This window comes from Bacteroides ovatus (assembly GCF_001314995.1).
In the GTDB taxonomy this organism is placed as follows: domain Bacteria; phylum Bacteroidota; class Bacteroidia; order Bacteroidales; family Bacteroidaceae; genus Bacteroides; species Bacteroides ovatus.
In genome coordinates this window covers 2,425,042-2,451,858 of record NZ_CP012938.1, presented here as the reverse complement: position 1 = coordinate 2,451,858, position 26,817 = coordinate 2,425,042, and the positions used below count along the sequence as shown (strand labels likewise).

Genomic DNA, 26,817 nt, shown 5'->3' with positions numbered 1-26,817 from the left:
ATTAAGAATTGAAAATTAAAAAATTAAAGCAATTGATAATTAAAACAATGATTAAAACGATAAAGGGTTAAAGCGGTTAATACTTCACTTCACATTCCACGTTAAAACCGGCACGCATACGTTTCAAATCTTCCGGTTTGTTTCCTTTCAGACTGATACGTACGGGAATACGTTGCTCCACTTTCACGAAGTTTCCGGTGGCGTTGTCTTGCGGAATCATTGAGAAGGCGGCTCCTGTTGCATCGGAGATGGATTCTACTACTCCTTTGAATGTGACGTTCGGCACGGCGTCTGCGGTTATTTCCACTTCTGCACCTTCTTTGATATTCGGAAGCTGGGTTTCGCGGTAATTGGCGATTACCCACAAATCACTGCTGTCTACGATATCAACTATAGTCTGTCCCGGTTGCACCAGTTGCCCTTCCAGGATTTCTTTCTTTCCTGTCGTGCCGTCACACGGAGCAATGATGACTGTATAAGAGAGATTCAGACGGGCAAGTTCCAACGCAGCTTCTGCCAGGCGGACACCTGCTTCATTCTGTCCCAGGCGATGAGTCTGCTCACTTTTCACTAGAGAAGTAGACATTTTAGCCCGTGACACCTGTTCATAACGGGCTTTGGCAGCTTCGTATGCTGTATGTACGTTGTCATATTGCTGTTTCGTCACTGCGTCTTCCTGCAACAGTTTCTCAAAACGGTTCAGTTCCCGTTTGGCATTTTCCATCTGTACACGTACTTCTTCAATACTTGCGTCGCTCACACTTAAATTGTTTTGCGTAGTGGCGATACCGATGGTAGTGGCCTGGCGTCCTGCGGTGGCATTCGCCAAATCCGCTTCTGCCTGTGCCACACGGAGACGGAATTCCGCATCTTCGATGATAAGAAGCGTGTCGCCTTTGCGCACTTGCTGATACTCGTCAAAGTAGATTTTCTTGATGAATCCCGGTACACGGGTATTGATCGGTGTGATATGTTGTTTCACCTGCGCATTATCCGTATATTCGATATTTCCCAAGTGGATAAACCGGGAACAAACATAAGTGACACCACCGATAAGTAAACAGATAATTACAATGTTGTATATTATCTTCTGGGTTTTTCTAGCTATCATAATCTGTTCTATTTTAAGAGAGATGAGAATTTGATTCTGTTATAAATTGGATTCTTTTTGATAAGTCATTACTTCTCTGTTAGAGAGTGTGTGTGATATATTTCATTTTGTAATAACTGTATATCAAGTTAATACGCGCATTGACCAGACCGAGGTCGGCACTTAGTTTCATATTGCTGGCATCGAGCATATCGGTGAGCAGGGCAAGGTCGTTTTTATAACGGTTGCTGGTTACGTTATAGTTCTGGTCGGCAAGTTCCACGCTTTTCTCCTGTGTACGCAGGTCTGTGAAAGAGGTGAGAAAGTTGACGTAGTTCGCCTGTACACCGTTTTCTATTTGTTCCTGTGCCAGTGAATATTCCTCCTGTGCTCTGCAGACGTTCAGTTTTGCCTGGCGCACTTTCTTGTTGTTTTTAAATAAAGAAGAAAGATTGTATTTGATACCGACCCCCACATACCAGTAATTGAAGTTATTGTCGAGCACCGGGACTTCAATGGTGATAGGACCATCTAAATGTTCACCGGCCACAAGTGCAATTTTCGGAAGCAGTTCCGAGCGTTCCAATTTCACTTTCTGCTCGTTCATTTTCATAGCCAGCTGGGCTTGTTGCAGTCCGACATTGCTTTGACTGGCCATCATTTGCCAGTCGTTTTCGGCTAATGCTGTCACTTCCTCGTTCAGCAAGGTAGAATCGGGAACGATTTCTGTTCCGGCAGGCAGATGTAAGGTAGTCACCAGTTGGTGATTCATTATTTTGCGGGCATCCTGCACCTTTGCCAGTTGCAGTTTCAGCGTCTCTTTCTGTAGCTCATAGCGGGTGATGTCATTTTTTAAGGCCGTTCCCTGTGTGCGGCGTGATTCCATGTTGCGGATCACCTGTTCCGTCAAATCCAGATTCTTCTGTAACACTTGCAGCTGGTTATTCAACTTGTATAAATCCAGGTAATAGCCGGTCAGGAGAAAGCGGATTTCCTGACGGTTCTTCTGCCAGTCCAATGCAGCCATTTGCTGACCGAGTTCAGCCAGAGTAATACTGCTGTTGATGGCTCCTCCGGCGTAAATCACTTGTTGCGCTTCCAACGCAAAGTTATTGCCGAAGTGTGGCATAGGGATATTCTGCCCGTTTTTGAAGTCACGGTCCCATATATATCCGTCGCCCAGGTAACTAAATGAGAGTGAGGCACCTATGTCCGGCAAACGTTGTGACTTGGCAGCCTTCAAAGCTTCATCGGCTGCTTCCTTTCCGGTTTTATACGTTTGAATACTCTGACTGTTCTCGTCTGCCAGACGGAACATTTCGTCAATGCCCAACACTCTCCTGTCAAGCGTCTGGGCAAACAGTCCCTGACTGCATAGCACGGCACATAGCGGCACTATGAGCCATCTTTTTTTGCTCATAAAGTGAAAAGAAATTTAATTAATAGTAGAATTTTGAATTTTCTTCACCACGGAATAATACAGAGTAACACAGAGTTTTTTTCTTTTGAAATATGTCAGTTGACACAAGTTAATGAAGATTATTTGAACGCTGTGTCCTCTGGCGTTCTCTGTAGTGAAAATAGGAGGGTTATCAAATCTGCGCTGCTACACCCCAACCGTGAAAGTCATGCATTTTGTTCTTGTAACGAATGGCGATTTGATAATATCTTAGTTTCATCTTGATACCTATTTTTCTATTTTTGGTTTGCAAAATTATGAAAAAAAACAAGTAAGTTGTAACCCTATATAGGCTCAAATATAATGTTTTTTAACGAATGGCAGCTAGCATATCAAATAGGAGAAAGAATAGAAAGAAGCACAACCACTCCTGAAGTAAAGATGCGATATAATATGTACCGTAAGGTGAAGCTTGCTTCGCGGTGAATGCGGTAGCTATCGGGGTGGCAGCAGCTATCTCCGTGAAATTCCGCCAACCTGAAACTGGGACGCTGACCGGATGCATCGGTATGTTGTGTCTGTCCGTCTGTGTGATGATTGCCTTGTATAACGGATGCGGCTTCTGGACCTATGAACTGCTGATGTTCGCATTACTTTTCACAATGGGACTGACCTTTACTTCCTCCACCACCTTGGCGATGGATAGCGAACGCCGTTACGCCGGAGCAGCTTCCGCCCTGTTGGGAGCACTCTGTTTTGCTTCCGGAGGTATTGTTTCTCCGTTGGTCGGCTTGGGAAATATCCTTGTATCTACCGGAGTTACATTTGTGGTCTGCGCCATCTGTTCCCTGCTTTGTGCACTATGGGCGATGAGGAAAGTACCGATGAAAGTAGCAATGTGCCGGATTTTCCGTTAAAGTGAGATTGTTTCAAAAATAAAAGTCATGAGGAAGTTAAAGCTTAAACTCCCTCATGACTTTTATAATTTACTACCAGCATAATTATAATTACTACCAGTATAAACAGACTGAAATAAAACTACAGTTTTATCTCTTCCGTGAATATCTCCCCGAAACGATTCTTAACCACCACCTTGACAGATTTTGCATCTTTAGAAGGCTGTGCACGGAAAAGATGACGTGTGCGATAACCCGTTTTCTTTCCCTTTACCATATTGATATAATCCTGATCCTCATCGTCAAAAGCCTGCATAGCACCTTTCAACACTCCATCCTCGTACCAGTTTACCGTATACGTCCAGTCCCAATCCCAGATATTGGCTACCACATAGTCTTTCTGGCTTTCAAACTCTCCCGGTTGGTAAAGCCGAAACTGATAGTCCGGCGAACACCCTGTTGCCTTGTAACGCCATTTCACATCATCACCTTTCACTTGTACCACCAGATAACCGTTTGGTGCTCCGCAACGATTCACGTGTCCTGCCCACCATGCGCCGCAGGCCGCTCCGATATTATGTTCGTAAATGGTAGGGGCGGGCAACTGATTTTCATAAAAGTGCGTGTGTCCGGAGAAAATATGTACTTGGTAAGGCCTCAACAGTTGGAAAAGCGCATTGGCGTTGCGCGCATTTCCCCCCGCAGCTACCGTGTTATTAGCTACTGGAGCGTGAACGTTCAGGAACACGATATTTCCTTTAGGCACATAACTTAAATCTTTTCTCAACCAGTCCAAATCTTCCGGCGTGAAGCGTTCCGTGTATTTCTTGTTGCCGTCGTAATCAATATCCTTCATTGCTATCACATGAACTTTACCGATATTGAATGAATAGTTAGCCGGGCCGAATGACTGATAATAATTCTGTTCCCCATAACCATCCGCCGGATGATCCGTCTGCGTTATAGATTTGTAGAGCAGGTTGAAGTCGTGGTTTCCCATCAGTTGGAACATCGTCATTCCCAAGTTGGACACCGCTTGCCGGTAAGGAGCGTACAGGTTCATGGCATCCCACACCAGATCCCCCAGTCCCATGCCGACGATTTCGAAGTTCTTTAGTGAGTCGGCAGTCTGTTTCAGGTCGGGCACTGTTTCCGTGCGGAAGCGGTCCAGTTGCTTTTCGTTTCTCACTTGCGGGTCGGAAAGGACGATGTAGACAAATTCATCCACCGGTTTCTGCCGTTTAGTCAATACGAAGTCATATTGGTTCTCGCTTTTCCCGGCATCCAGATATTGATAGAAACCATCGGCTACCCCCTCTTTGGAAGGAAGCTCATACGCTGCCGGAGTAGAGATGTAAACCATTGGATAACGTGTCGGATCAGTGTTCAGAACATAATTTCCTTCTGCATCAGTCGTATTGAAATGTGCCCCGTCTGTCACCACTACACCGCTGATGGGTTTACCTGTATTATCTTTCACACTACCTTTCACCACCGTCTGACCAAAGGCGGCAATAGCGTTCAGCTGGAAAAGCAAAACCGCTGCAAACAGCGTTTTTCTAAAATTGATCTTTTTCATTGCTTATAACTTTCTTAAAGTAACCTGATTGAATAATGCGATAATTTCTTCCGGTTCATCTGCCGACTTGAGAGCCTCCTCAAAAGACTTGCTGTTATCATCGAAACACATCACATTGGCGCAATCCAGAATATGACCCATGTTGAATGTAGCAACTTCCCGGCTCACCTCTTCTTTCTTCAATGCCTTCTTATAATATTTATTCACCTTATTAACCGCCTTGTAAATAGAAGGCTTCAAAATTTCGACCGAAGAATCCGTAAATCCGATTGTTACATCATACTCATGCGTATAATTCTGGATGAAAGTATTCCATTTTCCGGTAATGTCACTCCCCAGATAATGTTCCGCTTCAAACACTGGTTTGGTAGTCGGGATTTCTCCATACACGTCGAATATAAACACCGCTTTCGGCTTTTTGCCTACGGGAGTAGCTTCTTTTTCGTTTTTGGAAATATGGTTTTTTCCGGAGATATTCTCGTTCATGGCGAGCTCTCCTTTTTGCGCCGTTGCTGCCATCGTTATAACTAACACAACAGCCATACTGATTATTCTTTTCATATTCATTGAATTTTAAAGATTGATTGAAATGATAATTATTGCCGCAATCTTGGTGACCGACACATTCATTTATTGCTGCCACATCAGTCGGATATGGAAGTCATCGCCTCCCATGTTCGCTTTAGCCGCCTGATAATTCTTCAGATTAGTACGCTGCAGAGCAGATGGATATTTAAAGCGTTTCGGCATTTTGTTATTAGCATTTGCGATGCCGGGCCCCACAGGTAACACAGGAAAACCGGTACGGTTATATTCAAACCACTGCTGATAATCGCAGAAGAACAGTGCGACAAACTTCTGGTTCATGATTCGTTCCAGCGTATCATCATAAGCAGCTTCCGGATTTTCAAAATAATGGTCAGGCATTTTCTGTCCCCACTGTTCGATAGCCGCCTGCACTCCCTTCTGATAAGCCTCTTTGGCAGCGCTACTTCCTCCGTCGATCACTCCTTTTTTCAGTAATTCCGCTTTGATGAATTCCACTTCGGCATAAGGCATCATGGCAAGTTTCATAGGTGCCTTCGCCATTTCCTGATTCAGTCCCGAAGCAGTGATTGAAGGCAACGTCTGATAACCGCTGGGCAAACCCACATAATCTTTAGTCTGGTCGGGGAGAGTGACCTGTGTTGCATACACCTGCAGACGGGGATCGTTCCAACCTTTCAGCAGATTAACAAAGAACTCTGAAATCTGAACATAAGAAGTGAAATCCTGTGGACGGGTGAGCGGAGCTTCCTCCGGATAAGTTCCGCTGATGGCAAGCAGGGCAGCATCATCGTTCGATTCGAATACCGGATAAGTGGCGGGATCGGTCAGCATGGTACGCAGCTCCTGTTTCGCGTTGAATTCCGGCACGTCGATCACCCGGAGCAGTGCACGCAGACGGAGCGAGTTGCAGAACTTCTTCCATTTCAAAATACCGGTTGCATCCCCTTTGGACGTCTTGTACAACATTTCGCCCGATTGGTTGTAGATCAACCCGTTAGCTTTGTCGAACAACTCGTTAGCTGTTTTCAGATTGTCGATAATCTGTTGGTACACCTGCTGCTGGGTGTCGAACTTCGGTGCAAGTATTCCCTCGTCGGCGGAGCAGGCTTCGCTCATCGGAATATCACCGAAGGCATCCGTCAGAATCTGGTATAACCAACATTGCAAAGTCAGCGATATAGCATCGTAGTTGGGTTGTTTGGAGGCTTCCGGCAATTTTCCGGTGAGGCGCATCATCTCTTTGGCGTTGTTGATCCATTTATAATAAGTAGTCCATGTGCCGTCTCCTTCGCTGTCCGTCATATACCACCATCCCACACCGTTGGTGCTGCTGGTAGATACGGCGCATTGCATCAGGTCGTAGGTATAGCTGTTGTAGCGTTTCCAGTTGTAGACCGATGTTTCGTATAAAATCGGGTTGAGCAGCGTGCCGGGATTCACCTCATCCATGCGGGTGGGGTCTGTATTGAGTTCGTCGAAGCTGGTGCAGGAAGTCGTGCAGAGAGCTCCGCACAAAGTCATTCCCCATACTATATTTTTGAAAAGTTTATTGGTTTTCATAAGTCAGTGTTTAAAAAGATACGTTAATATTCAGTCCGAAAGTACGTGCCGTAGGCAGTGAGCCCGTCTCCACACCGGTCACCATCGAACTTCCGTTGAGGGCGGCAGATTCGGGGTCGAACAGAGGATAGTCAGTGATACAGAACAGGTTGCGTGCGTAGAGTGCCACCGATGCTTTGCTGAACGGTGTTTTCTTCAGTGTGCTGTTCGGCAACTTGTACTCCAGTCTCATTTCGCGCAACTTGAGGAATGAAGTGTCGAACGTGTTAGTTTCCACATTGACCATCCGGTAATATTCCTTATAATAACTTTCCACGGTCACCACTTTGGTGTTTGGCGAGTAAGTTCCGTCATCGTTCTTCACTGTTCCCGGAGCAATCATGTACATCCCGTCTTGTGGTGAAAGTCCGGCGGCAGCGATGCGCGGGTCGTCTTTCGACATATAAAATTCCGTTCCCGGCAGACGTCCGTTCAGGGTATGTTGCAGTTTTCCCTGTTCCGTCATTTTGTGGTGCGAGTGCGAGTACATTTTACCTCCCACCTGTCCGTCGAGCAGGACGCTAAGCGTGAAGTTCTTGTAAGAAAATTCATTGTACAGTCCGGCTTTCCATTTCGGATAGGCCGTGCCGACGTATTCGATCTCTCCCGAACGTTCGGGCAATCCGTTGTCGTTGATGACCACATTTCCTTCCGGGTCGCGTACCAGTTTATATCCCCAGAGATCGCCCGTAGTTCCACCCACACGTCCGATGATAGACACACTACCGATACTGCTGATTAACTGGTTCTCATCCGCCCCTTCCGCCAGTGAGAGAATCCGGTTCTCGTTCTTAGACCAGGTGAAAGTAGCATTCCATCGGAAATCCCTGCTGACTACCGGAGTAACGTCCAACTGGATTTCGTAACCGCGGTTGCGGACGCATCCCGAATTGATGGTAGCTTTGCTGTAACCTGTGGTCGGGTCCATCGGAGCATCCAGAATCTGGTTTTTGGTGCGGTTATAATAGAATGTGAAATCGAGTCCGATGCGGTTGTGAAACATACGGAAGTCGAATCCCGTTTCGTAATTGGTCGAAATCTCCGGTTTGAAATCCTGATTATAGAGCGTAGAAGATACGATGGCCGATCCGGGGAAATCGCTCGTGCCATAATAGGGCGATGTCTTGTAAGGGTCTGTGTCATTGCCCACCTGTGCCAGCGAACCTCTCACTTTCAACAGACTGATCTGTTCCGGCAACGTGAACCACTCGTTCATCACTGCACTGACGCTGACCGACGGATAGAAGAAAGAACGGTTACTTTTCGGCAGGGTAGACGACCAGTCATTGCGCCCGGTGACATCGAGAAACAGTTTATCCTTATACGAGAAATTGGCCGTGAAATAAAGACTGTTCAGCGCTTTCTTTTTGATAACCGTCTGCACGTTCGGGTTGGAAACACCGTTTGCCAGTTTGTATACTCCCGGCGTAATCAATCCTACCACCGAGGCAGCCAACATATCGTAGCTTTGTTGCATCATGTTTCCACCTGCCGAAGCGTTGACACGCAATCCGTTGGCGAATGAATCATGGTAAGTAAATAAAGCATCGCTGTTTAATTCATAATCGAACACATTCTGTTTCTTGAAAAACCCGTTTCCGAAAACCACGTCACTGATAGGACGATGCTGTTCGCGTTGGTCGGCTGACAACTGGATACCGGACCGGATCATGAAATCGAATTTACTGTTGATGCGCAGATTGGCAGAAATGGATGATACATTACTGTGTTTCTCCGAAGGATTTTCAGATTCGTATAGAATGACATACGGGTTTCCGATAAAGGAACTGTACGGTTGGAGCTGTTTCACATTTTCCTGTCCGGTACGCCACATCGGACGCAACCAGTCGAGGTTGACATTCGGATTCTGGAAGATAAGGAAGTAGGAGATAGAGTTACTGTTATATCCCAGTGCAGGCGTGTTGTTGAGCTTGCGGTACGTATAACTCGACTTGAAATTAATGCGCAGTGCCCTCGAAATCTGCTGTTGGGCGGAAACCATGGCGGTGATACGCTGGAAACCTGTATTGGGGAGAATCCATTCGTTCTTAGTGTGGGTGATGGACGCCCGTACGCTGCCCCGGTCGGATTTTCCGGTCAAGGCTACCGAGTTGGTCAGGGTGTATCCTGTCTGGAACAAATCTTTGCGGTTGTTTTTGTACGCTACCCAAGGGGTGGCAACAGAAGCGCGTCCCTGCGTTACGGGGTCATATTGGTAGAACAACCTGTTGGCGTCGAAACGTGCTCCGTAGGCGCTACTGGTTCCGCTAGTGCTTGCGTAACTGCCGTCTTCCGCTTTCCCGTAAGAGTAATAGGGCTGGCCTTCGTAGATAGAACCTGCCGGACCGATATTGCTCGGCAATCCCTGTCCGAATTCATACTGGTAATCGGGCCATCTCATCACATCGTCAATACTGAAGTTACCGCTGTAAGACACACCGATACCTTTGGGTGCACCCGCTCCCGATTTGGTAGTCACCATAATCACGCCATTGGCTGCACGCGTACCGTACAAGGCTGTCGCACTGGCCCCTTTTAATACTTGGATGCTTTCGATATCATCCGGATTGATGTCGGAGAATCCGTTACCATAGTCCACGGAAAGTTCGCTGTTTGAACCTGCACCGTAGGCAACACCCGGATTGGTCATCGGACTACTCATCGGTACACCGTCCACTACCACCAATGCGTCGTTTCCGTTCTGGTTCAGCGAGACGTCCCCCCGCAGCGAGATACGGCTCGAATTAAGCGGACCACCGGAAGAGATAACACTCAATCCGGCTACCTTGCCGTTCAGTGCCGTCGACCAGTTGGTGGGCAGGGCACTCGTAATCATATCCCCTTTCACGGTTTCCGTGGCATATCCCAATCCTTTTTCTTCACGTTTGATCCCCAGGGCAGTCACCACCACATCATTCAGTTGTTGCGACTCTTCCGCCAGTTTTACGTTCATCGTATTGCCTGCATAGTTCTTCTGTAGCGTTTTATATCCCACATAACTGAATACAAGCAAATCCTTTTGAGTCAATGTTTTCTTAGTCTTCAGGGAGTAGTTTCCGTCGATGTCGGTCACCGTGCCGTCTGTCGAGTTTTTCACAGCTACGGTAGCCCCGATTAACGGTTCCCCGCCTTCACTTGTGATTTTTCCTTTCACTGTTGTCTGTGCGTATGCAGAGCCACAGCACAAGAGCCCAATCGACAGAGAAAGCAGCCATTTGTTTCTTTTCATAATCTTTTACCTTGCTTCTTTTAATTTATTAAATGAAATAAAGTTATTCACACCCGTGTTTTTGTTTCACGGTGCAAAGGAATGCAAGGCAGATTAAGATAGTATTACAGATCTGTTAACAATCTGTGTTGTGCGATAAATACAAATTAATAAAATAAATGGAGGCACGGATTACACGGTTTTAGTTAATAAAAGAACCGCGTAATCCGTGCCTAATAATCTAATAATAAAAGATTATTTTACTTGATTAGATAGAATACTTACTCTGATACTCTTTCGGCGACATTCCCTCGTGCCGTTTGAAGTACCTTCCTAAATACGACTGATCGGGAAAACCAAGTCGGTCGGCTATTTCCTGAATCGTCAGTCCGGTGGATTGAAGCAACACTTTTATCTCCAGGATGGCAAAGTCGTCGATAATCTTTTTGGCAGCCTCGCCCGTCACGCTTTTGCAAATACCTGTCAGGTATTTGGTGGAGATACACAGTTTGCTGGCGTAGAAAGTCACTTCCCGTTGTGAGATACAGTTTTCATGTACCAGTGCGATGAAATTCTTAAAGATTTCATCCTGCCGGCTTCCTCCTTCGATTTCCTGTCGGTCGAAGTAGCGGTAACACTTATCATAAATATCCAGCATAAACGACTGGAGATGATTTTTGGCGATCTGGTTGCGGAAACGGTTTTCACGATCGTTGTATATAGCTGTTGTGGCACGCATTAACCCGTTGATTGCTCCTGTGCTTTCATCCTTGAGTGTATAGCACGGTTTTTCTTTGATGAACCGGAAGAAGATCGGCTCGAAACGGAGGCAGGCTTCGCGAAACATTTCTTTGGGAAATCCGAAGAAAGAAGCTGTGAAATCGCTGCTGTTGCCATTGATGCGGATAATCGTTCCCGGCAAGAGCACGATTTGAGTGTTTTCTACTATTTCATAGTCTTTCAGGTCGATTGTGACGTGTGCCCATCCGCTTCTGCAAAAATAGATGGCACCCCCTTCCAGTTTCCACAGGCGTTGCATAATTGGAGACAGGTTTTCGTCCATTCCGGCAACGAACGGTTCATGAAGTATGGCTAGGCTAGAGTTTTTTGATTCCATTGTTGTTCTTATTTTGGGTACAAAAATAGGACTTTTTCACTAAATATCGGTTTTAATGTTCCTAAAATGAACAAAACTGAAGATACTAAGTCCAGTTTCCTATGAAGAAAACAGTCTACCTTTGCCGCGTTCAAAAATAGTTAAATAGGTAACAGAAAATGAGTAAAAAGGTATGTAAAGTGAAGCAAGGGCTATTGTTGCTCTGCTGTATGGTAGCTGCTACGGGCTGTAAACAAGCTCCTCCGGCACAAATGGAAACAGAATACGAAGTGATGACCGTTTCTCCGGCCGACCGGATGATTTCAAGCGCCTACTCGGCGACCATCCGCGGACGTCAGGATATTGATATTTACCCCCAGGTAAGTGGTACGCTGACTAAAGTCTGTGTAACGGAAGGGCAGCGTGTAAAGAACGGACAGACATTGTTCATCATCGACCAAGTGCCGTATGAAGCTGCTTTGCAGACGGCAGTGGCAAACGTTGAATCGGCCAAGGCCTCTCTGGCTACAGCGCAACTGACGTATGACAGTAAAGAGGAACTGTATAAAGAGAACGTAATTTCCTCTTTCGATTTGAGTACGGCAAAAAACTCCCTGTTGGCTGCCAAAGCACAGTTGGCACAGGCCAAGGCGCAGGAAGTGAGTGCCCGCAATAATCTTTCTTATACGGTTGTGAAAAGTCCGGCCGACGGAGTGGTAGGCACGTTGCCTTACCGTGTAGGAGCTTTGGTTAGTTCCGCTCTTGCCCAGCCGTTGACTACCGTTTCCGACAATTCGGATATGTACGTCTACTTCTCCATGACGGAAAACCAATTACTGGGACTGATCCGCCAATACGGTTCTAAAGAGGAAGCATTGAAAAATATGCCTGCCATCGACCTGCAACTGAACGATAAGTCAGCCTACTCCGAACGGGGACAGATTGAATCTATCAGCGGAGTGATCGACCGTTCGACGGGTACGGTCAGCCTGCGTGCAGTTTTCCCGAACAAGGAAGGATTGCTGCATAGCGGTGGTGCGGGTAATGTGATTGTTCCTGTTCAAAAAACAGCTGCGCTGACCATTCCACAGGCTGCCACTTTCGAAATACAAGATAAGAGATATGTCTATAAGGTAGTGGACGGCAAGGCTCAATCCAGCCAGGTACAAGTGACCCGTGTCAATGGCGGTCGGGAATTTATTGTAGATGAAGGATTGGCACCGGGAGATGTGATCGTGGCAGAAGGAGTAGGTTTGCTTCGTGAAGGTACTCCGGTCAAGGCAAAGGCTGCTCAAACTCCAGTGGCAGGAGTGACAAATGCTAATCAATCCTCATCAACAGAGACAACAACGAAGTCTCCGGCAACTACTACTGAAAATTAAACCAAGGAGGAATCATTCATGAATTTAAGAACCTTTATAGAACGCCCCGTATTATCGGCAGTCATCTCTATCACGATTGTCGTAGTGGGTATCATCGGGCTGTTCAGCTTGCCCGTTGAGCAGTATCCCGATATTGCTCCGCCTACCATTATGGTGAGTACCACCTATTATGGCGCCAGTGCGGAAACATTGCAGAAGAGTGTTATTGCGCCTTTGGAAGAGGCGATCAACGGAGTGGAAGACATGACCTACATGACTTCCTCCGCCACCAATTCCGGTTCGGTGAGCATCACCGTCTATTTTAAGCAGGGCACAGACCCCGATATGGCGGCTGTCAACGTGCAGAACCGTGTATCACGTGCTACGGGACAACTTCCGGCGGAGGTAACCCAGGTCGGTGTGACCACTTCCAAGCGTCAGACGAGTATTCTGCAGATGTTCTCATTGTATAGTCCGGACGACAGTTACGACGAGAACTTCCTGTCCAACTATATCAGCATCAACCTGAAACCGCAGATTCTTCGTATCTCCGGTGTGGGCGACCTGATGATTATGGGCGGTGAATATAGTATGCGTGTATGGATGAAACCGGACGTGATGGCACAGTACAAACTGATTCCGTCCGATATCACCGGTGTGCTTGCCGAGCAGAATATCGAATCGGCTACCGGTTCGTTCGGTGAAAATTCCGATGAGACTTATCAGTATACGATGAAGTACACCGGACGTCTCATTACTCCCGAAGAATTCGGGGATATCGTCATCCGTTCCACCGACAATGGCGAAGTCTTGAAACTGAAAGACGTTGCCGATATCCAACTGGGACAGGACAGCTACGCTTACCACGGTGGTATGGACGGTCATCCGGGTGTATCCTGTATGGTGTTCCAGACGGCAGGTTCCAATGCGACCGAAGTAAACCAGAATATCGACAAACTCCTCGAAGAGGCAAGTAAAGACCTTCCGAAAGGCGTGGAACTGACGCAGATGATGAGCTCCAACGACTTCCTGTTCGCTTCCATTCATGAGGTGGTGAAAACGTTGATCGAGGCTATCATCCTGGTTATCCTTGTGGTGTACGTCTTCTTGCAGGACTTCCGTTCTACATTGATTCCGCTGGTCGGAATTGTGGTTTCCCTGGTGGGTACGTTTGCTTTCATGGCGATAGCCGGATTCAGTATCAACCTGCTGACCCTGTTTGCGCTAGTGCTCGTTATCGGTACGGTGGTGGATGATGCCATTATTGTCGTCGAGGCGGTGCAGGCGCGGTTCGATGTGGGCTACAGGTCGTCATATATGGCAAGTATCGACGCTATGAAAGGTATCAGTAATGCCGTTATCACCTCTTCGCTGGTGTTTATGGCGGTGTTCATTCCGGTGTCCTTCATGGGCGGCACTTCCGGTACGTTCTATACCCAGTTCGGTTTGACGATGGCGGTTGCGGTAGGTATCTCCGCTATTAACGCGTTGACTTTGAGTCCGGCTTTGTGTGCATTGCTGCTGAAACCTTATATTAATGAAGACGGAACGCAGAAGAACAACTTTGCGGCACGCTTCCGTAAGGCTTTCAATTCGGCTTTCGATATGATGGTGGATAAATATAAGACGATTGTATTGTTCTTTATCAAGCGCAGATGGTTGACATGGTCGTTGCTGGCTTGTTCCGTGGTATTGCTTGTGTTACTGATGAATAACACGAAGACCAGTCTGGTACCCGACGAGGATCAGGGTGTTATTTTCGTCAATGTGAGTACAGCGGCAGGCAGTTCGCTGACAACGACGGATAAGGTGATGGAACGTATCGAAAAACGCCTGATAGAAATACCTCAACTGAAACACGTGCAGAAAGTGGCCGGTTACGGATTGTTGGCAGGACAGGGTAGTTCGTTCGGTATGTTGATTCTCAAACTGAAACCGTGGGACGAACGTCCGGGTGATGAGGACAATGTGCAGTCGGTGATCGGTCAGGTATATGCGCGTACGGCTGATATCAAGGATGCCAGTGTGTTCGCCATCTCTCCGGGTATGATTCCGGGTTACGGTATGGGTAATGCGCTCGAACTCCACATGCAGGATAAGATGGGCGGTGATATGAACGAGTTCTTCACCACCACCCAGCAATACTTGGGAGCTTTGAACCAGCGGCCTGAAATATCGATGGCTTATTCGACGTTCGACGTTCGCTATCCGCAGTGGACGGTAGAGGTGGATGCGGCTAAATGTAAGCGTGCAGGTATCACGCCCGACGCTGTGTTGAGTACGCTGTCCGGTTATTACGGTGGGCAGTATGTGTCCAATTTCAACCGTTTCTCTAAAGTGTACCGTGTCATGATTCAGGCCGATCCGGTGTTCCGTTTGGACGAAACTTCCCTCGATAATGCTTTTGTGCGTATGTCGAATGGAGAGATGGCGCCATTGAGCCAGTTCGTTACGCTGACCCGTAGCTACGGTGCGGAATCGTTGAGCCGTTTCAATATGTATAACTCCATTGCGGTAAATGCGATGCCGGCCGACGGATATAGTACGGGAGACGCCATCAAGGCTGTGCAGGAAACTGCCGAACAGTCTCTTCCGAAAGGCTATGGCTATGATTACGGAGGTATCACCCGTGAGGAAAACCAGCAGAGCGGTACGACGATCATTATTTTCGGTATCTGCTTCCTGATGATTTACCTTATTTTGAGTGCGCTTTATGAGAGCTTCATTATTCCGTTCGCTGTGCTTTTGAGTGTGCCTTGCGGATTGATGGGTAGCTTCCTTTTCGCCTGGATGTTCGGACTGGAGAATAATATTTATCTGCAAACAGGTTTGATTATGTTGATCGGTCTGCTGGCGAAGACGGCTATTTTGCTGACGGAATATGCTGCCGAACGTCGTAAAGCAGGTATGGGGCTGATTGCTTCTGCGGTCAGTGCGGCTAAAGCCCGTCTGCGTCCGATTCTGATGACGGCATTGACGATGATTTTCGGTCTGTTCCCGTTGATGATGTCAAGTGGAGTGGGAGCCAACGGTAACCGTTCATTGGGTACGGGTGTAGTAGGTGGTATGACCATCGGTACGTTGGCGTTGCTCTTCATCGTGCCTACTTTGTTTATTGCTTTCCAGTGGTTGCAGGAACGTTTGCGTCCCGTGCAGAGCGTCCCGACGCATGACTGGCAGATTGAAGAAGAAATCAAAGTGAGCGAGGAAGAAAAATCTAAAGCTGGAAAAGAATAATTGATGATTAAAGGTTTTAGACCTGAATTAAAATAAGAACTAATGAGAAAAATAATCATTCTGTCCGCAGCAACGCTTATATTGAGTAGTTGCGGTATCTACAATAAATACAAACCGGTATCGGAAGTTCCCGAAGGACTTTACGGCAGCGAGTCTGTTGCTGCCACCGATACGGCAAACTTCGGTAACCTCTCGTGGCGGGAGGTCTTTACCGACCCTTATCTGCAGAATTTGGTGGATTCGGCACTCTTGCGCAACACCGATATGCAGACTGCCCATTTGCGTGTGAAAGAAGCGGAAGCCACGCTGTTGACGTCCAAACTGTCTTATCTGCCTTCTTTGTTTCTGGCACCGGAAGGAGCTGCCAGCAGCTTCGACCGTGGAAAGGCTACACAAACTTATTCGCTGCCCGTGACTGCTTCGTGGGAACTGGATATTTTTGGAAAGGTGACAACAGCAAAGCGTCGTGCGAAAGCTGCCTACGAACAGAGCAAGGAATATGAACAGGCTGTCAAGACGCAGTTGGTAGCATCCGTTGCCAATACGTATTACACCTTGCTGATGCTCGATTCGCAGTATGAGATAGCTGTGGCTACCGAAGCTGCCTGGAAAGAAAGTGTGAATGCCACCCGTGCCATGAAAAAGGCCGGGATGGTGAATGAGGCCGGACTGGCGCAGACGGAGGCTACCTACTTCAATATATGTACCACCGTACTCGACCTGAAAGAGCAAATCAATCAGGCGGAAAATTCACTGGCACTTTTACTGGCAGAAACTCCTCACAAAATACAGCGTGGCAAATTGGGAAATCAACAGTTGCCGGAAAACTTCTCCGTGGGTGTTCCCTTACAGATGCTTGCCAACCGTCCTGACGTGCGTAGCGCAGAATTTTCGTTGGCACAGGCTTTCTATACAACGAATGCCGCACGTGCCGCTTTCTATCCTTCCATCACGTTGAGCGGCAGCGCAGGGTGGACCAACAGTGCAGGGAGCATGATTGTCAACCCGGGTAAGTTCCTGGCCTCCGCCGTGGCTTCCCTGACGCAGCCTTTGTTTAATAAAGGAGCGAACATCGCCCAACTGAAAATAGCGAAAGCCCAACAGGAGGAAGCCCGCCTTAGTTTCGAACAGACCTTGCTGAACGCAGGCGTGGAAGTGAACGAGGCACTGGTGCAGTACCAGACTGCCCGCGAGAAAGCCGACTACTACAACAAGCAGGTGGCTTCCCTGCAAACAGCAGCCAAAAGCACAAGCCTGTTGATGAAACATGGCAACACCACTTATCTGGAAGTATTGACCGCCCAACAGACGTTGCTCAACGCGCAACTGTCACAAGTAGCGAACCGCTTTACCGAAATCCAAGGCGTAATCACTTTGTATCAGGCATTGGGTGGCGGCCGTATGTAGGGAGGTATGTATGAATCCAGAAACACTGCGTTGCCGGATACTCGACTACACCAAGCGGGAAATGTACCAGCATGGTGCCGACGGGTTGACGATGGATGATATAGCCAGGGGAATGAAGATGTCGAAGCGGACACTCTACAAGCTCTTTCCCAGCAAAACGAGTCTGTTCCGTGTCTGTCTTTCTGATTTTGCCAACGGAATCAGAAGCCGGATCCAGCAAAAACAGATACGGATGGACAGCTCGTGCATGGAGGCACTTTTCATCACAGTGGATGGCTATCTCACCCTGCTTCATTCGCTGGGGAAGAAGTTGCTGATGGATATTGCTGCCGACAGGGAATACCGTGCTGCTTTCGAGCGGGAGGAGGCTTTCTGGTTGCAGCAGTTGATTGATGTCTTGACGCATTGTAAGATTTGCGGTTATCTGCTTCCCGGAGTCGATCCCGACCGTTTTGCACCGGATTTGCAGGAGGTCATCTACCAGAGCAGCTTGCAAGGCACCCCGTACCTGGTACAGCGTATGTTGAACTATACGCTTCTGCGGGGGCTTTTTAAGATGGACGGTATCCGTTATATTGACGAACACCTGAAACCTGATAATTTGAATGTTTGTGTATGAAGAGAAAGAGGTGGACTACCCTGCAAAGGGAGCTCACCTCTTTTTATTTTCTTCGTTCGTAAACGGTTGGTTACAACATAGTGCCTTTATGAATCCGATTACTTTATAACCCTTCGATTATGCTTAAAGGTAAATCGGTACATTCGGCGATAGACTCATTGTCTATCCCTTTGGCTTTCATGTTCCGGGCTATTTTCAGCTGGGTTTCTTGTGCACCTTTTTGTTCAGCTGCATCCATTGTCACCAAATAATCTCGGTACACTTTGACGCTATTGTCGTATCGCTCCCTGTCTTCCGGAGACATAGAAGCCACATCAGCGATATCTTCCAATTTCTCGAAGACAGCTTTTCGTGCCTTGAACGGCATGCGTTTTAAAGTTTCCATATTATTTAATATATAAATCCAACGTTCAAAATTCGTTTCGCATTCCTCTTCGTTTTTGTTGAAGAGAGGGAGGGCGATAAAGATTTCCCGGAACTTATCCGAGAAGAGTTCTCCTGTTTCCCTGTCACTTAGAATAACATCTGTGCGGAGTTTTATGTTCTTGTCGATAATGAAATTCATCAAGAAAACTCCGTATACGGCTTTTATTTCAAACTTCCATTCATTGCCTACCCTTCCTTGATTGATGATGGCACGCGATAAATAATAAATCGAGCGTTCTTTGAAGTTGCTTTGCATACGGTTCTGCATTTCAACGATGATTTTTTCGCCTGTGTCCGTGGTGCAATATACATCATAGATAATACCTCGTCCTTCCGGATAGAGCGGCAATTGCTCATTATTCAAAAACTGTAAGTCCGTTATCACTCGTTCACCTTCGAGCAGGTCGTTCAGAAATTCGATTAGTAAATCCTTAGACACTTCTCTGCCGAATATTAGTTTGAATCCGTAGTCGGTGAACGGATTGATAAATTTACTCATTGTTTTGGGTCGCTTCTTTTTATGTTTTGCAAAGAGACGTTTCTCTTTATACATAAAAAAGAGGCTTTTTCTTCGTACTACAAAGGTACGATAATTCTTGGTTTTCCATCCCTTTTGCAGTAAAAATAAAAGGTTCCTTGTTTATAGGCAGACTTTTCCGCTTTATCTTCCCCTGATTAGCTTTTTCAGTGTCCCGTTGTAGGTGTTTTCAAATTCCGTCGGATGATTGAGTGCCCAAAGAATGTAATCACCCGGTTCATTCTTTTTGAGTAGGGTAGGGCGGTATTGGGAACTAAGAATTTTCCATAAAATACCGCCGGGGCCTCCCAATTCTTTACGTCGGGCAAGGGCGACAATCGCTTTTACGGTCTGTTCGTTCCGGATGCCGATAGTTTGCATATTAAGTAGAAGTATAGCTTCCGAGCCTCCTCCCGCTTGCATCCCTTCCGAAACCGTTTCTTTTCCAATCGATTTATCCAAAGACAAACCCTCTACAACGACAGGCGAAGCCTGAAAAACGCTGTTTGACGGAACGGGCGGCATGCTCCTCTCATTCTCCTTTCCGTCTTTTCCTTCCCTCTCTGTCTCTATGTCTTTTTTTATTTCAGGTTTGATTTCATTTTCCATATTCCTTTCCTGTTTACCTTTGATATCTGTATCCGTTTCTTCTTTTGTTTGTGGCATTGTTGTAGCAAATTCATGGGGTTTTGTAACATCTTTGCCGGAGTCATCCGTATTTTCCGGTTCTATTTCACTACTCTCCTCCTTGATAATCCAGAAATGTTCCAGGGGTAATTTATATTTTCTCCGGCTGTCGGTGATGATTTTATGATATTGTTCCTGAATCGCCTGTGAAGTCAGTACGCCATACTCCTTATATATAAGATCATCGAACAGCCCCACTGACAGGCAATCATCAATGATGGCCTGCATTTCCTCCTCCCCGCAACACGCTTCCTGGGCGATGTCGAAAAGAGTGTCTTTGTTCCACAAAATATAATAACCTTTTTCTTTATAGATGAGGCAGAGCAGCGAAGTGAGTGCGGCAATCCCTGCCGCGTGGTGGCGACAGGAGATGCGGCGTACTTTTCTGTCCTGCAGAAAATTGACATCGAGGGGGAAATAATCTAATCCGGGTTTGGAAATGCGGGCCATGATGATAAAATGCTGGTTGTAAATGGTTGATTATTACTGAATAAATTCTGCTTTTACATCGAAGCAGGGGCAGGATTTTATATACTCGTCAGGTGAGATAATGCCGTCTCCATTGAGGTCAGGACTGGTGTCCCGATGCCCTATCACCTGCTTCAGAGAAGGGAAGACAAGGCGCAAATCTTCTACCAGCCGGACGAGCGCTTCACGTTGCGCTTCCGTTCGTGTGTCGGCAGGCCGGCCGTTCCTGTCCAATCCGCCAATGTAGCAGATGCCGATAGACCGATGGTTCCAACCTGTACAATGCGCTCCGTCGAGAGCAACATCTCTTCCCGGTTCTATCGTACCGTCGAGACGGATGACGAAATGATAACCGATAGAACGAAAACCACGTTGACGATGCCAGCGGTCGATGTCGGTAGCGGTAAAATCCTGTCCCGCACGAGTGGCGGAACAGTGGATGATGATCGTGTCTTTCATGGCAGAATCCTCCTTTCCTGTTTGCAGACGGCACGTGAGATAACCCCGAACGCAATAGCCTCCTCTTTGGACAGTTGGCGGTAATATTGCTTTGTTACTGAATGGAGCACCGGAGAGAAGGGAGCATCCATCGGCGGCGTTGTCGTTTGATTAGGCATGGTGGGCCGATTAGGTATTGTCGTCCGATTAAGCACTGTGGTCTGGTTAGGCCTTGTCTGAACCATAATAAAAGCATCTCCCCGATGATGTTGCACACGCAAGGCGTGTTGTTTCACGCGGTCCGGATGCTTTAGTTGGAGGATAAGCCAGTTTCGGTGCGCAGGCTTCAGACGTTCCTCTCTGACCATTTCTTTCATAGACGGGTAGGCACGCAATACTTTCCCCGTTGCATCCGTAACGGCGAAAGGTGTTTGATGAGATCCCACTCCCGTACGTCGTAATCCCGTCCGGATGGCGTGCATCATATTGGTGTATGCATCGCACCATTCGAGGTTTGACACGTGGTTGTTCATCGTATTGCCATCGAGGTGGTTAATCTGTGGCAGCTGCTCCGGGTTGGGGATGAATGCTTTGGCAACCAAACGATGAATTTTGTATTCGATACAAACACCTTTATTCGGCAGTATGACAGTTTCGTAACCGGTCCCCATGATTTTGGCACAAAGGATCAACTTTGATCTGCCCTTGAAACTCAATACCCGTCCGTGATCTGAAATCATATAGTCGGGGTTTTCTTCAATAAATCTCCAATTTTCCATACTTGATATTGATAATGTTAATAAAATTATACTCTGTTAAAAAATAATCGTTTTTCTGAATCATGCGGGGAGAAACGGCGTTTCCTCCATCTGTTAAACGGCGCTTTCTGGTGCGGAGAAACGCTGTGGTCTGTATGTGTTAAACGGCGTTTCTTCCTCCTCCTCCGTATGAGGTTCGAGCCGTTCGGCACAATGAATCAGAAACTCCAGTTCTTCCCGGCAGCCTTGAATGGCCTCGTATAGCGAATCTACGTTATACTGTCTGCAAAGCGCCTCCCATTCTTTTCGTTCCTGCCCGTTCATTCCGTTCTTTTGCAGATTCATTTTTACTTGTTGCTGTCTTGCCCGTCCGTTTCGATATCCAGAAAATTTTCAGCGTGAAAGGTGCGCCAGCCTTTGGCTTCGATATCATAGTAGACAACGAACGTATTTTCCGGTTTGGGTAGATACGGACGGTGGAAACTATGTTCATATCCGGTGAGGGTGCCGGTGGCATGTCGGATGGTTCCATCCTGTTTGGTGTAGCGGAAACAGACATTTCCGTGATGCATCTGCCGGATGAGAGCCCCTATCCGGTGAGCCGTGACGAGTGCATCGTGCCGGTTCATACCGTTGTTTTGCCGGATGACGGCAGCTTGCTTCATTAGCTGTACCCGTTGGAAGGAATGATTTTTTTCAGTTTCAGTCATTTTGATTCGTTTTAATGATTTGATTATGGGGACAAAGGTAGAGAGCAGGTAATGCAAAGGCTGTCCAAGCTTGAACCATAATGAAACGTTGAAACTTTTAGTGCAGGAATGCTTTCTCTTTTTTAGCGCAAATCACAGCTTTTGGAACGAGTGATTTCTTTCCTCTTTGGCAGATTTTATTTCATCTATTTTCTTGATAATACCGGTAAGGTAGAAAATGGGTACCCCAAACCCTCTTTCTTTGTGAAAATATGGATGAAAAATATAGAATGTGTCATGCTTGAACATATATGTTAAAATAAGCATTGTACTTTTGTCGTGAATTTTATATGTAAATATTAAATAAAATGTAAAAAAATGACTAAGGTAGAAAGAGAAGTGGTTTTTAACAGTGAAAATGGTCAGAAAGAAATGACCGGTGTACGTCACAGCGACGATGATGTTAAGAAGAAAGTAATTGATTGTGTTTTTAAGTTGGGGCAACTGAATAATATTCCAGAAAAATATGTTGAAAAGAATTCGGATTGTTCGCGTTCGTCCGTGGGGCGTGTGTACAGGTGTAATTTCGACGGTCGGAGTCCTATACCAAATTGGACAACTATCTTTAATTTTTTCTCTTGTGTGATTGGAAAGGCAACGATTATTGTCAATATTCCGGAGGTGTTGTGCTGGATTCTGAAGCTTTTTCTAGGAGATTCTGCGGATGTAGGCTATACAGTTGATGATAGTCATCATATTCGTATAGATATTCAGTTTCATGACGATAAAACACTGTTCCTGGAGACTGGTGAAAAGGAAGGAAAGGTGAAGAAAAAAGATGGAAAATAGAGGAAAGCGGGAGGGGAATTACCAAGTTCTTGATGAACTTGGTACATTATTGATAACGAACTTTCCATCGAGGTCGGTGGTGGTTCCTATAGATGTACCTTTAACTAAAACGGATGCTCCTATGACGGGCTGGTTGTCTTCCTCGGAGAAGACAACGCCCATTACCTTTCTGGAGGTTTGAGCGATTGCCAGGCTAATGCCTGCTAGCAGGCAGGTTAATAACAGCGTTAGTTTTCTTTTCATATAGTTTTTATATAGTAGAATAGTCTGTTTTGCTATCTTACGATTCGCAAAAGTAACCACTTTTTTAGAAAAACAAAGAAAAATATGAAAAAAATATGAATTTGTGCTGTCGATACAAAATACTTGTAGCAAAAGGACTTAAATACAAGATAAGTACATGAAAGGCGGTTTCTTATTTCTTTTTGGTGATTAATAAACGAAAATAAGTATCTTTTTGATAAATAAATGTGGATAAATTCGTAGATAAGATGTTTAATAACACATAATAATCTGCAAATAAATAATTGCAGGTAGAAAAAAGATAGTTTATTGGACAAAGAAAGAAATTCTATCCGTAGTCTCTTATATTAATACCCTAATTGGGGAGACGAGAGTTGCTGCCGGACTTGAAGTTTGCTACATGAAAGATATTTTCTACCTTTTCAGTAAGTAGATAAAAAGCAAAAAAGGACGATTTATTTTGCGTTTCACTTCCTTTTTTGCTTTTCTTATTCCCCTTTCTGTATTTTCTTTTTTATATTTATTAAATATTTTGTGCTCAAGCACTTATGGAAGGAGGGGCAGAAAATGCATGAGTTCATCAAGAACTTTGCAAATCACCTATGTCGGCATGAAGTCGCAGGATGTTCCCATCAAGTCCGGGACCATCAAGGTAATGATGAAATCCGATTCCGAAGTATTACAGGAAGTGGTAGTGACCGGTATGCAGAAAATGGATAAACGTCTTTTTACCGGAGCCACCAAACAATTAAATGCCGATAATGTGAAGCTGGACGGTTTGCCCGACATTAGTCGCGGACTGGAAGGTCGTGCGGCAGGAGTTTCCGTTCAGAATGTTTCGGGCACTTTTGGAACTGCCCCCAAGATTCGTGTGCGTGGAGCTACTTCCATTTACGGAAGTTCCAAACCATTGTGGGTTGTTGACGGCGTGATTCTGGAAGACGCCATCGACGTAGGTCCCGATGACCTTTCCTCCGGTGATGCCGAGACACTGATTAGTTCCGCCATAGCCGGACTGAATTCCGACGATATCGAGAGTTTCCAAATTTTGAAAGACGGTTCGGCAACCTCCATTTACGGTGCACGTGCGATGGCAGGCGTTATCGTAGTCACCACTAAGAAAGGACGTGCCGGAGTCAGCAAGATCAGTTATACGGGCGAGTTCACCACCCGTGCTATCCCCAGCTACAAAGAATTCAATATCATGAATTCGCAGGAACAGATGGGAATCTACAAAGAAATGGAACAGAAAGGCTGGTTGAACAGTGCCGACCTTTTCCGCACCAGAGACACCGGAGTGTACGGTCGTATGTACCGCCTCATCGACGAATACAACAACAGTAACGGCCAACGCGGACTGCTCAACACCACCGAAGCCCGTAACGCTTACCTCCGCGAAGCGGAAATGCGCAACACTGACTGGTTCGACGTGCTTTTCACCAATGCCGTTTCGCAGAACCATTCCGTCAGCATCACCGCCGGAACGGAAAAATCCTCTTTCTACGCCTCCTTGAGTGCCATGCTTGATCCGGGTTGGTACAAGCAGAGCAAGGTGAAACGCTATACGGCCAATGTGAACACAACCTATAATATATATAAAAATCTGTCGCTCAACCTCATATCCAACGCCTCCTACCGCCAGCAGAACGCGCCGGGAACGATGAACTCCACCCTCGACATCGCATCAGGAAAGATGTCCCGCGGATTCGACATCAACCCTTATTCATACGCGCTCAACACAAGCCGCACACTCGACCCCTCTGTGGACTATATCAGCAACTACGCCCCATTCAATATTCTCCACGAACTCGACAATAACTACATCGAAATCAATATGGTCGATGTGAAATTTCAAGGCGAGATGAAGTGGAAAGTGGTTCAGGGACTCGAATTGAGTGCCCTCGGAGCCGTTAGATACCAGACTTCATCGCAGGAACACAACGTGCTCGACGACGCCAATCAGGCAATCGCCTACCGCACCGGTATGGACGACGCCACCATCCGCGAGCAAAACAAATTGCTCTATACCGACCCCGACAACCCATACGCCCTGCCTATCACCCTGCTGCCCGAAGGCGGTATCTACCAGCGTCAGGACCGCCGTATGCTGGGACTCGATTTCCGTGGAACACTCTCATGGAATCATCTTTTCGCCGAAAAGCACATCGCCAACTTCTTTGCCGGAATGGAAGTGAACAGCCTTCAAAAAACATATTCCTCTTTCCAAGGCTGGGGAATGCAATATTCGATGGGGGAAATTCCGTCCTACATCTACCAGTTCTTCAAGAACGGCATCGAATCCGGTTCGCGCTATTACAGCCTGGGACACTCCGAAACCCGGAGTATAGCCAGCTTCTTCAACGCCACGTATTCTTACGACGGACGCTACACCCTCAACGGCACTTTCCGCTATGAAGGAACCAACCGCATGGGACGCAGCCGTTCATCCCGCTGGCTACCCACATGGAACCTGTCCGGTGCCTGGAACGTGCATGAAGAATCTTTCTTCAAAGCGCTGCAACCCACCCTTTCCAACCTGACACTGAAAGCCTCATACTCCCTCACCGCCGACCGCGGCCCGGCGGAAGTGACCAACTCGCAAGCCATCATCCGCAGCTTCTCGCCCTACCGCCCCTTTACCGACATTCAGGAAACGGGACTTTATATCGATGACATCGAGAACAGCGAACTCACTTACGAGAAAAAGCATGAGCTGAACATCGGCATCGACCTCGGCCTGCTCGAAAATCGCATCAACTTCTCCGCCGACTGGTACCAGCGTAACAACTACGACCTGATCGGTGTAGTCCCCACACAGGGAGTAGGCGGCGTCATCAACAAATATGCCAACGTAGCCACCATGAAATCTCACGGTGTGGAATTTACGCTCTCCACCCGCAACATCCGCACGAATGATTTTTCATGGAACACAGACTTTATCTTCTCCTATGCCAAGAACGAAGTCACCCAGCTGAAAGGACTCACAAGTATGATGGAACTCGTTTCCGGCAACGGCTTTGCCCGCGAAGGATACCCCGTGCGCGGACTCTTCTCCATCCCTTTTGCGGGACTTGATGAAGACGGTATTCCGCAATACCTCATCGACGGAAAAGTGACTAGCACCAGCATCAACTTCCAGGAACGCGAAAAACTGGATTACCTGAAATACGAAGGTCCTACCGATCCCACCGTCACGGGAAGTTTCGGTAATGTATTCACCTATAAAGGCTTCAAACTAAATGTCTTTATGACTTACTCTTTCGGCAACGTAGTCCGCCTCAACCCGGTGTTCAACTACAAATATTCCGACCTTACCGCCATGCCGCGTGAATTCAAAAACCGCTGGACTGTTTCCGGCGACGAAGCGAGAACGAATATCCCGGTGATACTTAGCGACCCGCAATATAGGACGAATACATCGCTTTATCTTGCCTACAACGCCTACAACTATTCTACGGAGCGCATCGCCAAAGGCGATTTTATCCGCATGAAAGAAATATCACTGATGTATGAGTTCCCGAGAAGCTGGATCGCTCCTGCCAAAATATCCAACCTGTCGCTCAAGTTGCAGGCTACCAACCTCTTCCTGATCTACGCCGACAAGAAGTTGAACGGGCAGGACCCCGAATTTGTGAACACCGGAGGGGTGGCATCCCCCGTTCCGCGTCAGTTTACCCTCACCCTGCGTCTGGGACTGTGATT

At 46.8% G+C, this 26,817-nt stretch carries 20 protein-coding genes and 1 pseudogene; 7 read left to right on the top strand and 14 right to left on the bottom strand.

From position 1 onward, the window contains the following. Positions 1-76: 76 nt before the first annotated feature. Together Bovatus_RS09795 and Bovatus_RS09790 are read right to left on the bottom strand one after the other, a co-directional pair. Positions 77-1,111 carry an HlyD family secretion protein gene (locus tag Bovatus_RS09795; RefSeq protein ID WP_004296729.1) on the bottom strand — a complete coding sequence of 345 codons (1,035 nt, stop codon included), beginning with the start codon at positions 1,109-1,111 and terminating at the stop codon, positions 77-79. Between the two features lie 79 nt (positions 1,112-1,190). Continuing rightward, a complete protein-coding gene (locus Bovatus_RS09790; RefSeq protein WP_004296730.1) occupies positions 1,191-2,510 on the bottom strand; it encodes a TolC family protein in 1,320 nt (439 codons plus the stop codon). Between the two features lie 452 nt (positions 2,511-2,962). Between Bovatus_RS09790 and Bovatus_RS09785 the strand changes: the two are divergent. Then, positions 2,963-3,406: pseudogene (locus Bovatus_RS09785) on the top strand (Bcr/CflA family drug resistance efflux transporter); the annotation flags it as partial. Between the two features lie 121 nt (positions 3,407-3,527). Here the strand turns inward: Bovatus_RS09785 and Bovatus_RS09780 are convergent. The 5 genes from Bovatus_RS09780 to Bovatus_RS09760 form a co-directional block, all read right to left on the bottom strand. Beyond that, positions 3,528-4,964 (bottom strand): calcineurin-like phosphoesterase C-terminal domain-containing protein, encoded by a 1,437-nt coding sequence (locus Bovatus_RS09780; RefSeq protein WP_004296734.1) that lies wholly within the window; start codon positions 4,962-4,964, stop codon positions 3,528-3,530. Between the two features lie 3 nt (positions 4,965-4,967). Continuing rightward, entirely contained in the window at positions 4,968-5,525 is a 558-nt protein-coding gene (locus tag Bovatus_RS09775) for a hypothetical protein (protein WP_008998758.1), read from the bottom strand. 69 nt (positions 5,526-5,594) lie between these two features. Beyond that, positions 5,595-7,073: a SusD/RagB family nutrient-binding outer membrane lipoprotein gene (locus tag Bovatus_RS09770; protein WP_004296736.1), complete on the bottom strand. Its 1,479-nt coding sequence runs from the start codon at positions 7,071-7,073 to the stop codon at positions 5,595-5,597. Between the two features lie 10 nt (positions 7,074-7,083). Then, positions 7,084-10,341: a SusC/RagA family TonB-linked outer membrane protein gene (locus Bovatus_RS09765; RefSeq protein ID WP_004296737.1), complete on the bottom strand. Its 3,258-nt coding sequence runs from the start codon at positions 10,339-10,341 to the stop codon at positions 7,084-7,086. 247 nt (positions 10,342-10,588) lie between these two features. Continuing rightward, positions 10,589-11,437 (bottom strand): helix-turn-helix domain-containing protein, encoded by an 849-nt coding sequence (locus Bovatus_RS09760; RefSeq protein WP_004296739.1) that lies wholly within the window; start codon positions 11,435-11,437, stop codon positions 10,589-10,591. Between the two features lie 158 nt (positions 11,438-11,595). Between Bovatus_RS09760 and Bovatus_RS09755 the strand changes: the two genes are divergently transcribed. Genes Bovatus_RS09755 through Bovatus_RS09740 form a run of 4 tightly spaced genes read left to right on the top strand, consistent with a single transcriptional unit; the run spans position 11,596 to position 18,040 of the window. Next, the gene (locus Bovatus_RS09755; protein ID WP_004296740.1) at positions 11,596-12,798 is read left to right on the top strand and encodes an efflux RND transporter periplasmic adaptor subunit; all 1,203 of its coding nucleotides are present in this window, start codon (positions 11,596-11,598) and stop codon (positions 12,796-12,798) included. Between the two features lie 18 nt (positions 12,799-12,816). Next, a complete protein-coding gene (locus Bovatus_RS09750) occupies positions 12,817-16,014 on the top strand; it encodes an efflux RND transporter permease subunit (RefSeq protein ID WP_004296741.1) in 3,198 nt (1,065 codons plus the stop codon). Positions 16,015-16,056: 42 nt separating this feature from the next. Further along, positions 16,057-17,421: a TolC family protein gene (locus tag Bovatus_RS09745; RefSeq protein WP_004296742.1), complete on the top strand. Its 1,365-nt coding sequence runs from the start codon at positions 16,057-16,059 to the stop codon at positions 17,419-17,421. Positions 17,422-17,431: 10 nt separating this feature from the next. Beyond that, positions 17,432-18,040 (top strand): TetR/AcrR family transcriptional regulator, encoded by a 609-nt coding sequence (locus Bovatus_RS09740; RefSeq protein WP_004296744.1) that lies wholly within the window; start codon positions 17,432-17,434, stop codon positions 18,038-18,040. Positions 18,041-18,143: 103 nt separating this feature from the next. Here the strand turns inward: Bovatus_RS09740 and Bovatus_RS09735 are convergent, their stop codons facing one another. The 6 genes from Bovatus_RS09735 to Bovatus_RS09710 form a co-directional block, all read right to left on the bottom strand. After that, positions 18,144-18,965, bottom strand: coding sequence for an Rpn family recombination-promoting nuclease/putative transposase (locus Bovatus_RS09735; protein ID WP_022200246.1), 822 nt, complete (start codon positions 18,963-18,965; stop codon positions 18,144-18,146). 162 nt (positions 18,966-19,127) lie between these two features. Beyond that, on the bottom strand, positions 19,128-20,120 hold the full coding sequence (locus Bovatus_RS09730) for a DUF4373 domain-containing protein (protein WP_004296747.1): 993 nt from the start codon (positions 20,118-20,120) through the stop codon (positions 19,128-19,130). A gap of 33 nt (positions 20,121-20,153) precedes the next feature. Next, positions 20,154-20,597: an N-acetylmuramoyl-L-alanine amidase gene (locus tag Bovatus_RS09725; RefSeq protein WP_004296748.1), complete on the bottom strand. Its 444-nt coding sequence runs from the start codon at positions 20,595-20,597 to the stop codon at positions 20,154-20,156. Then, on the bottom strand, positions 20,594-21,355 hold the full coding sequence (locus Bovatus_RS09720) for an HNH endonuclease (RefSeq protein WP_004296749.1): 762 nt from the start codon (positions 21,353-21,355) through the stop codon (positions 20,594-20,596). The genes Bovatus_RS09725 and Bovatus_RS09720 overlap by 4 nt, the downstream gene beginning before the upstream one ends. Before the next feature lie 93 nt (positions 21,356-21,448). After that, a complete protein-coding gene (locus Bovatus_RS09715) occupies positions 21,449-21,679 on the bottom strand; it encodes a hypothetical protein (protein ID WP_004296750.1) in 231 nt (76 codons plus the stop codon). A gap of 2 nt (positions 21,680-21,681) precedes the next feature. Next, positions 21,682-22,044 (bottom strand): SH3 beta-barrel fold-containing protein, encoded by a 363-nt coding sequence (locus Bovatus_RS09710; protein ID WP_004296751.1) that lies wholly within the window; start codon positions 22,042-22,044, stop codon positions 21,682-21,684. Positions 22,045-22,401: 357 nt separating this feature from the next. Between Bovatus_RS09710 and Bovatus_RS09705 the strand changes: the two genes are divergently transcribed. Continuing rightward, positions 22,402-22,872, top strand: coding sequence for a hypothetical protein (locus tag Bovatus_RS09705; RefSeq protein ID WP_004296754.1), 471 nt, complete (start codon positions 22,402-22,404; stop codon positions 22,870-22,872). Positions 22,873-22,890: 18 nt separating this feature from the next. Here Bovatus_RS09705 and Bovatus_RS24705 read toward each other — a convergent pair whose 3' ends face one another. After that, on the bottom strand, positions 22,891-23,115 hold the full coding sequence (locus Bovatus_RS24705; RefSeq protein ID WP_004310107.1) for a carboxypeptidase-like regulatory domain-containing protein: 225 nt from the start codon (positions 23,113-23,115) through the stop codon (positions 22,891-22,893). Positions 23,116-23,686: 571 nt separating this feature from the next. Between Bovatus_RS24705 and Bovatus_RS09695 the strand changes: the two genes are divergently transcribed. After that, on the top strand, positions 23,687-26,815 hold the full coding sequence (locus tag Bovatus_RS09695) for a SusC/RagA family TonB-linked outer membrane protein (protein ID WP_052587856.1): 3,129 nt from the start codon (positions 23,687-23,689) through the stop codon (positions 26,813-26,815). Positions 26,816-26,817: the final 2 nt, after the last annotated feature.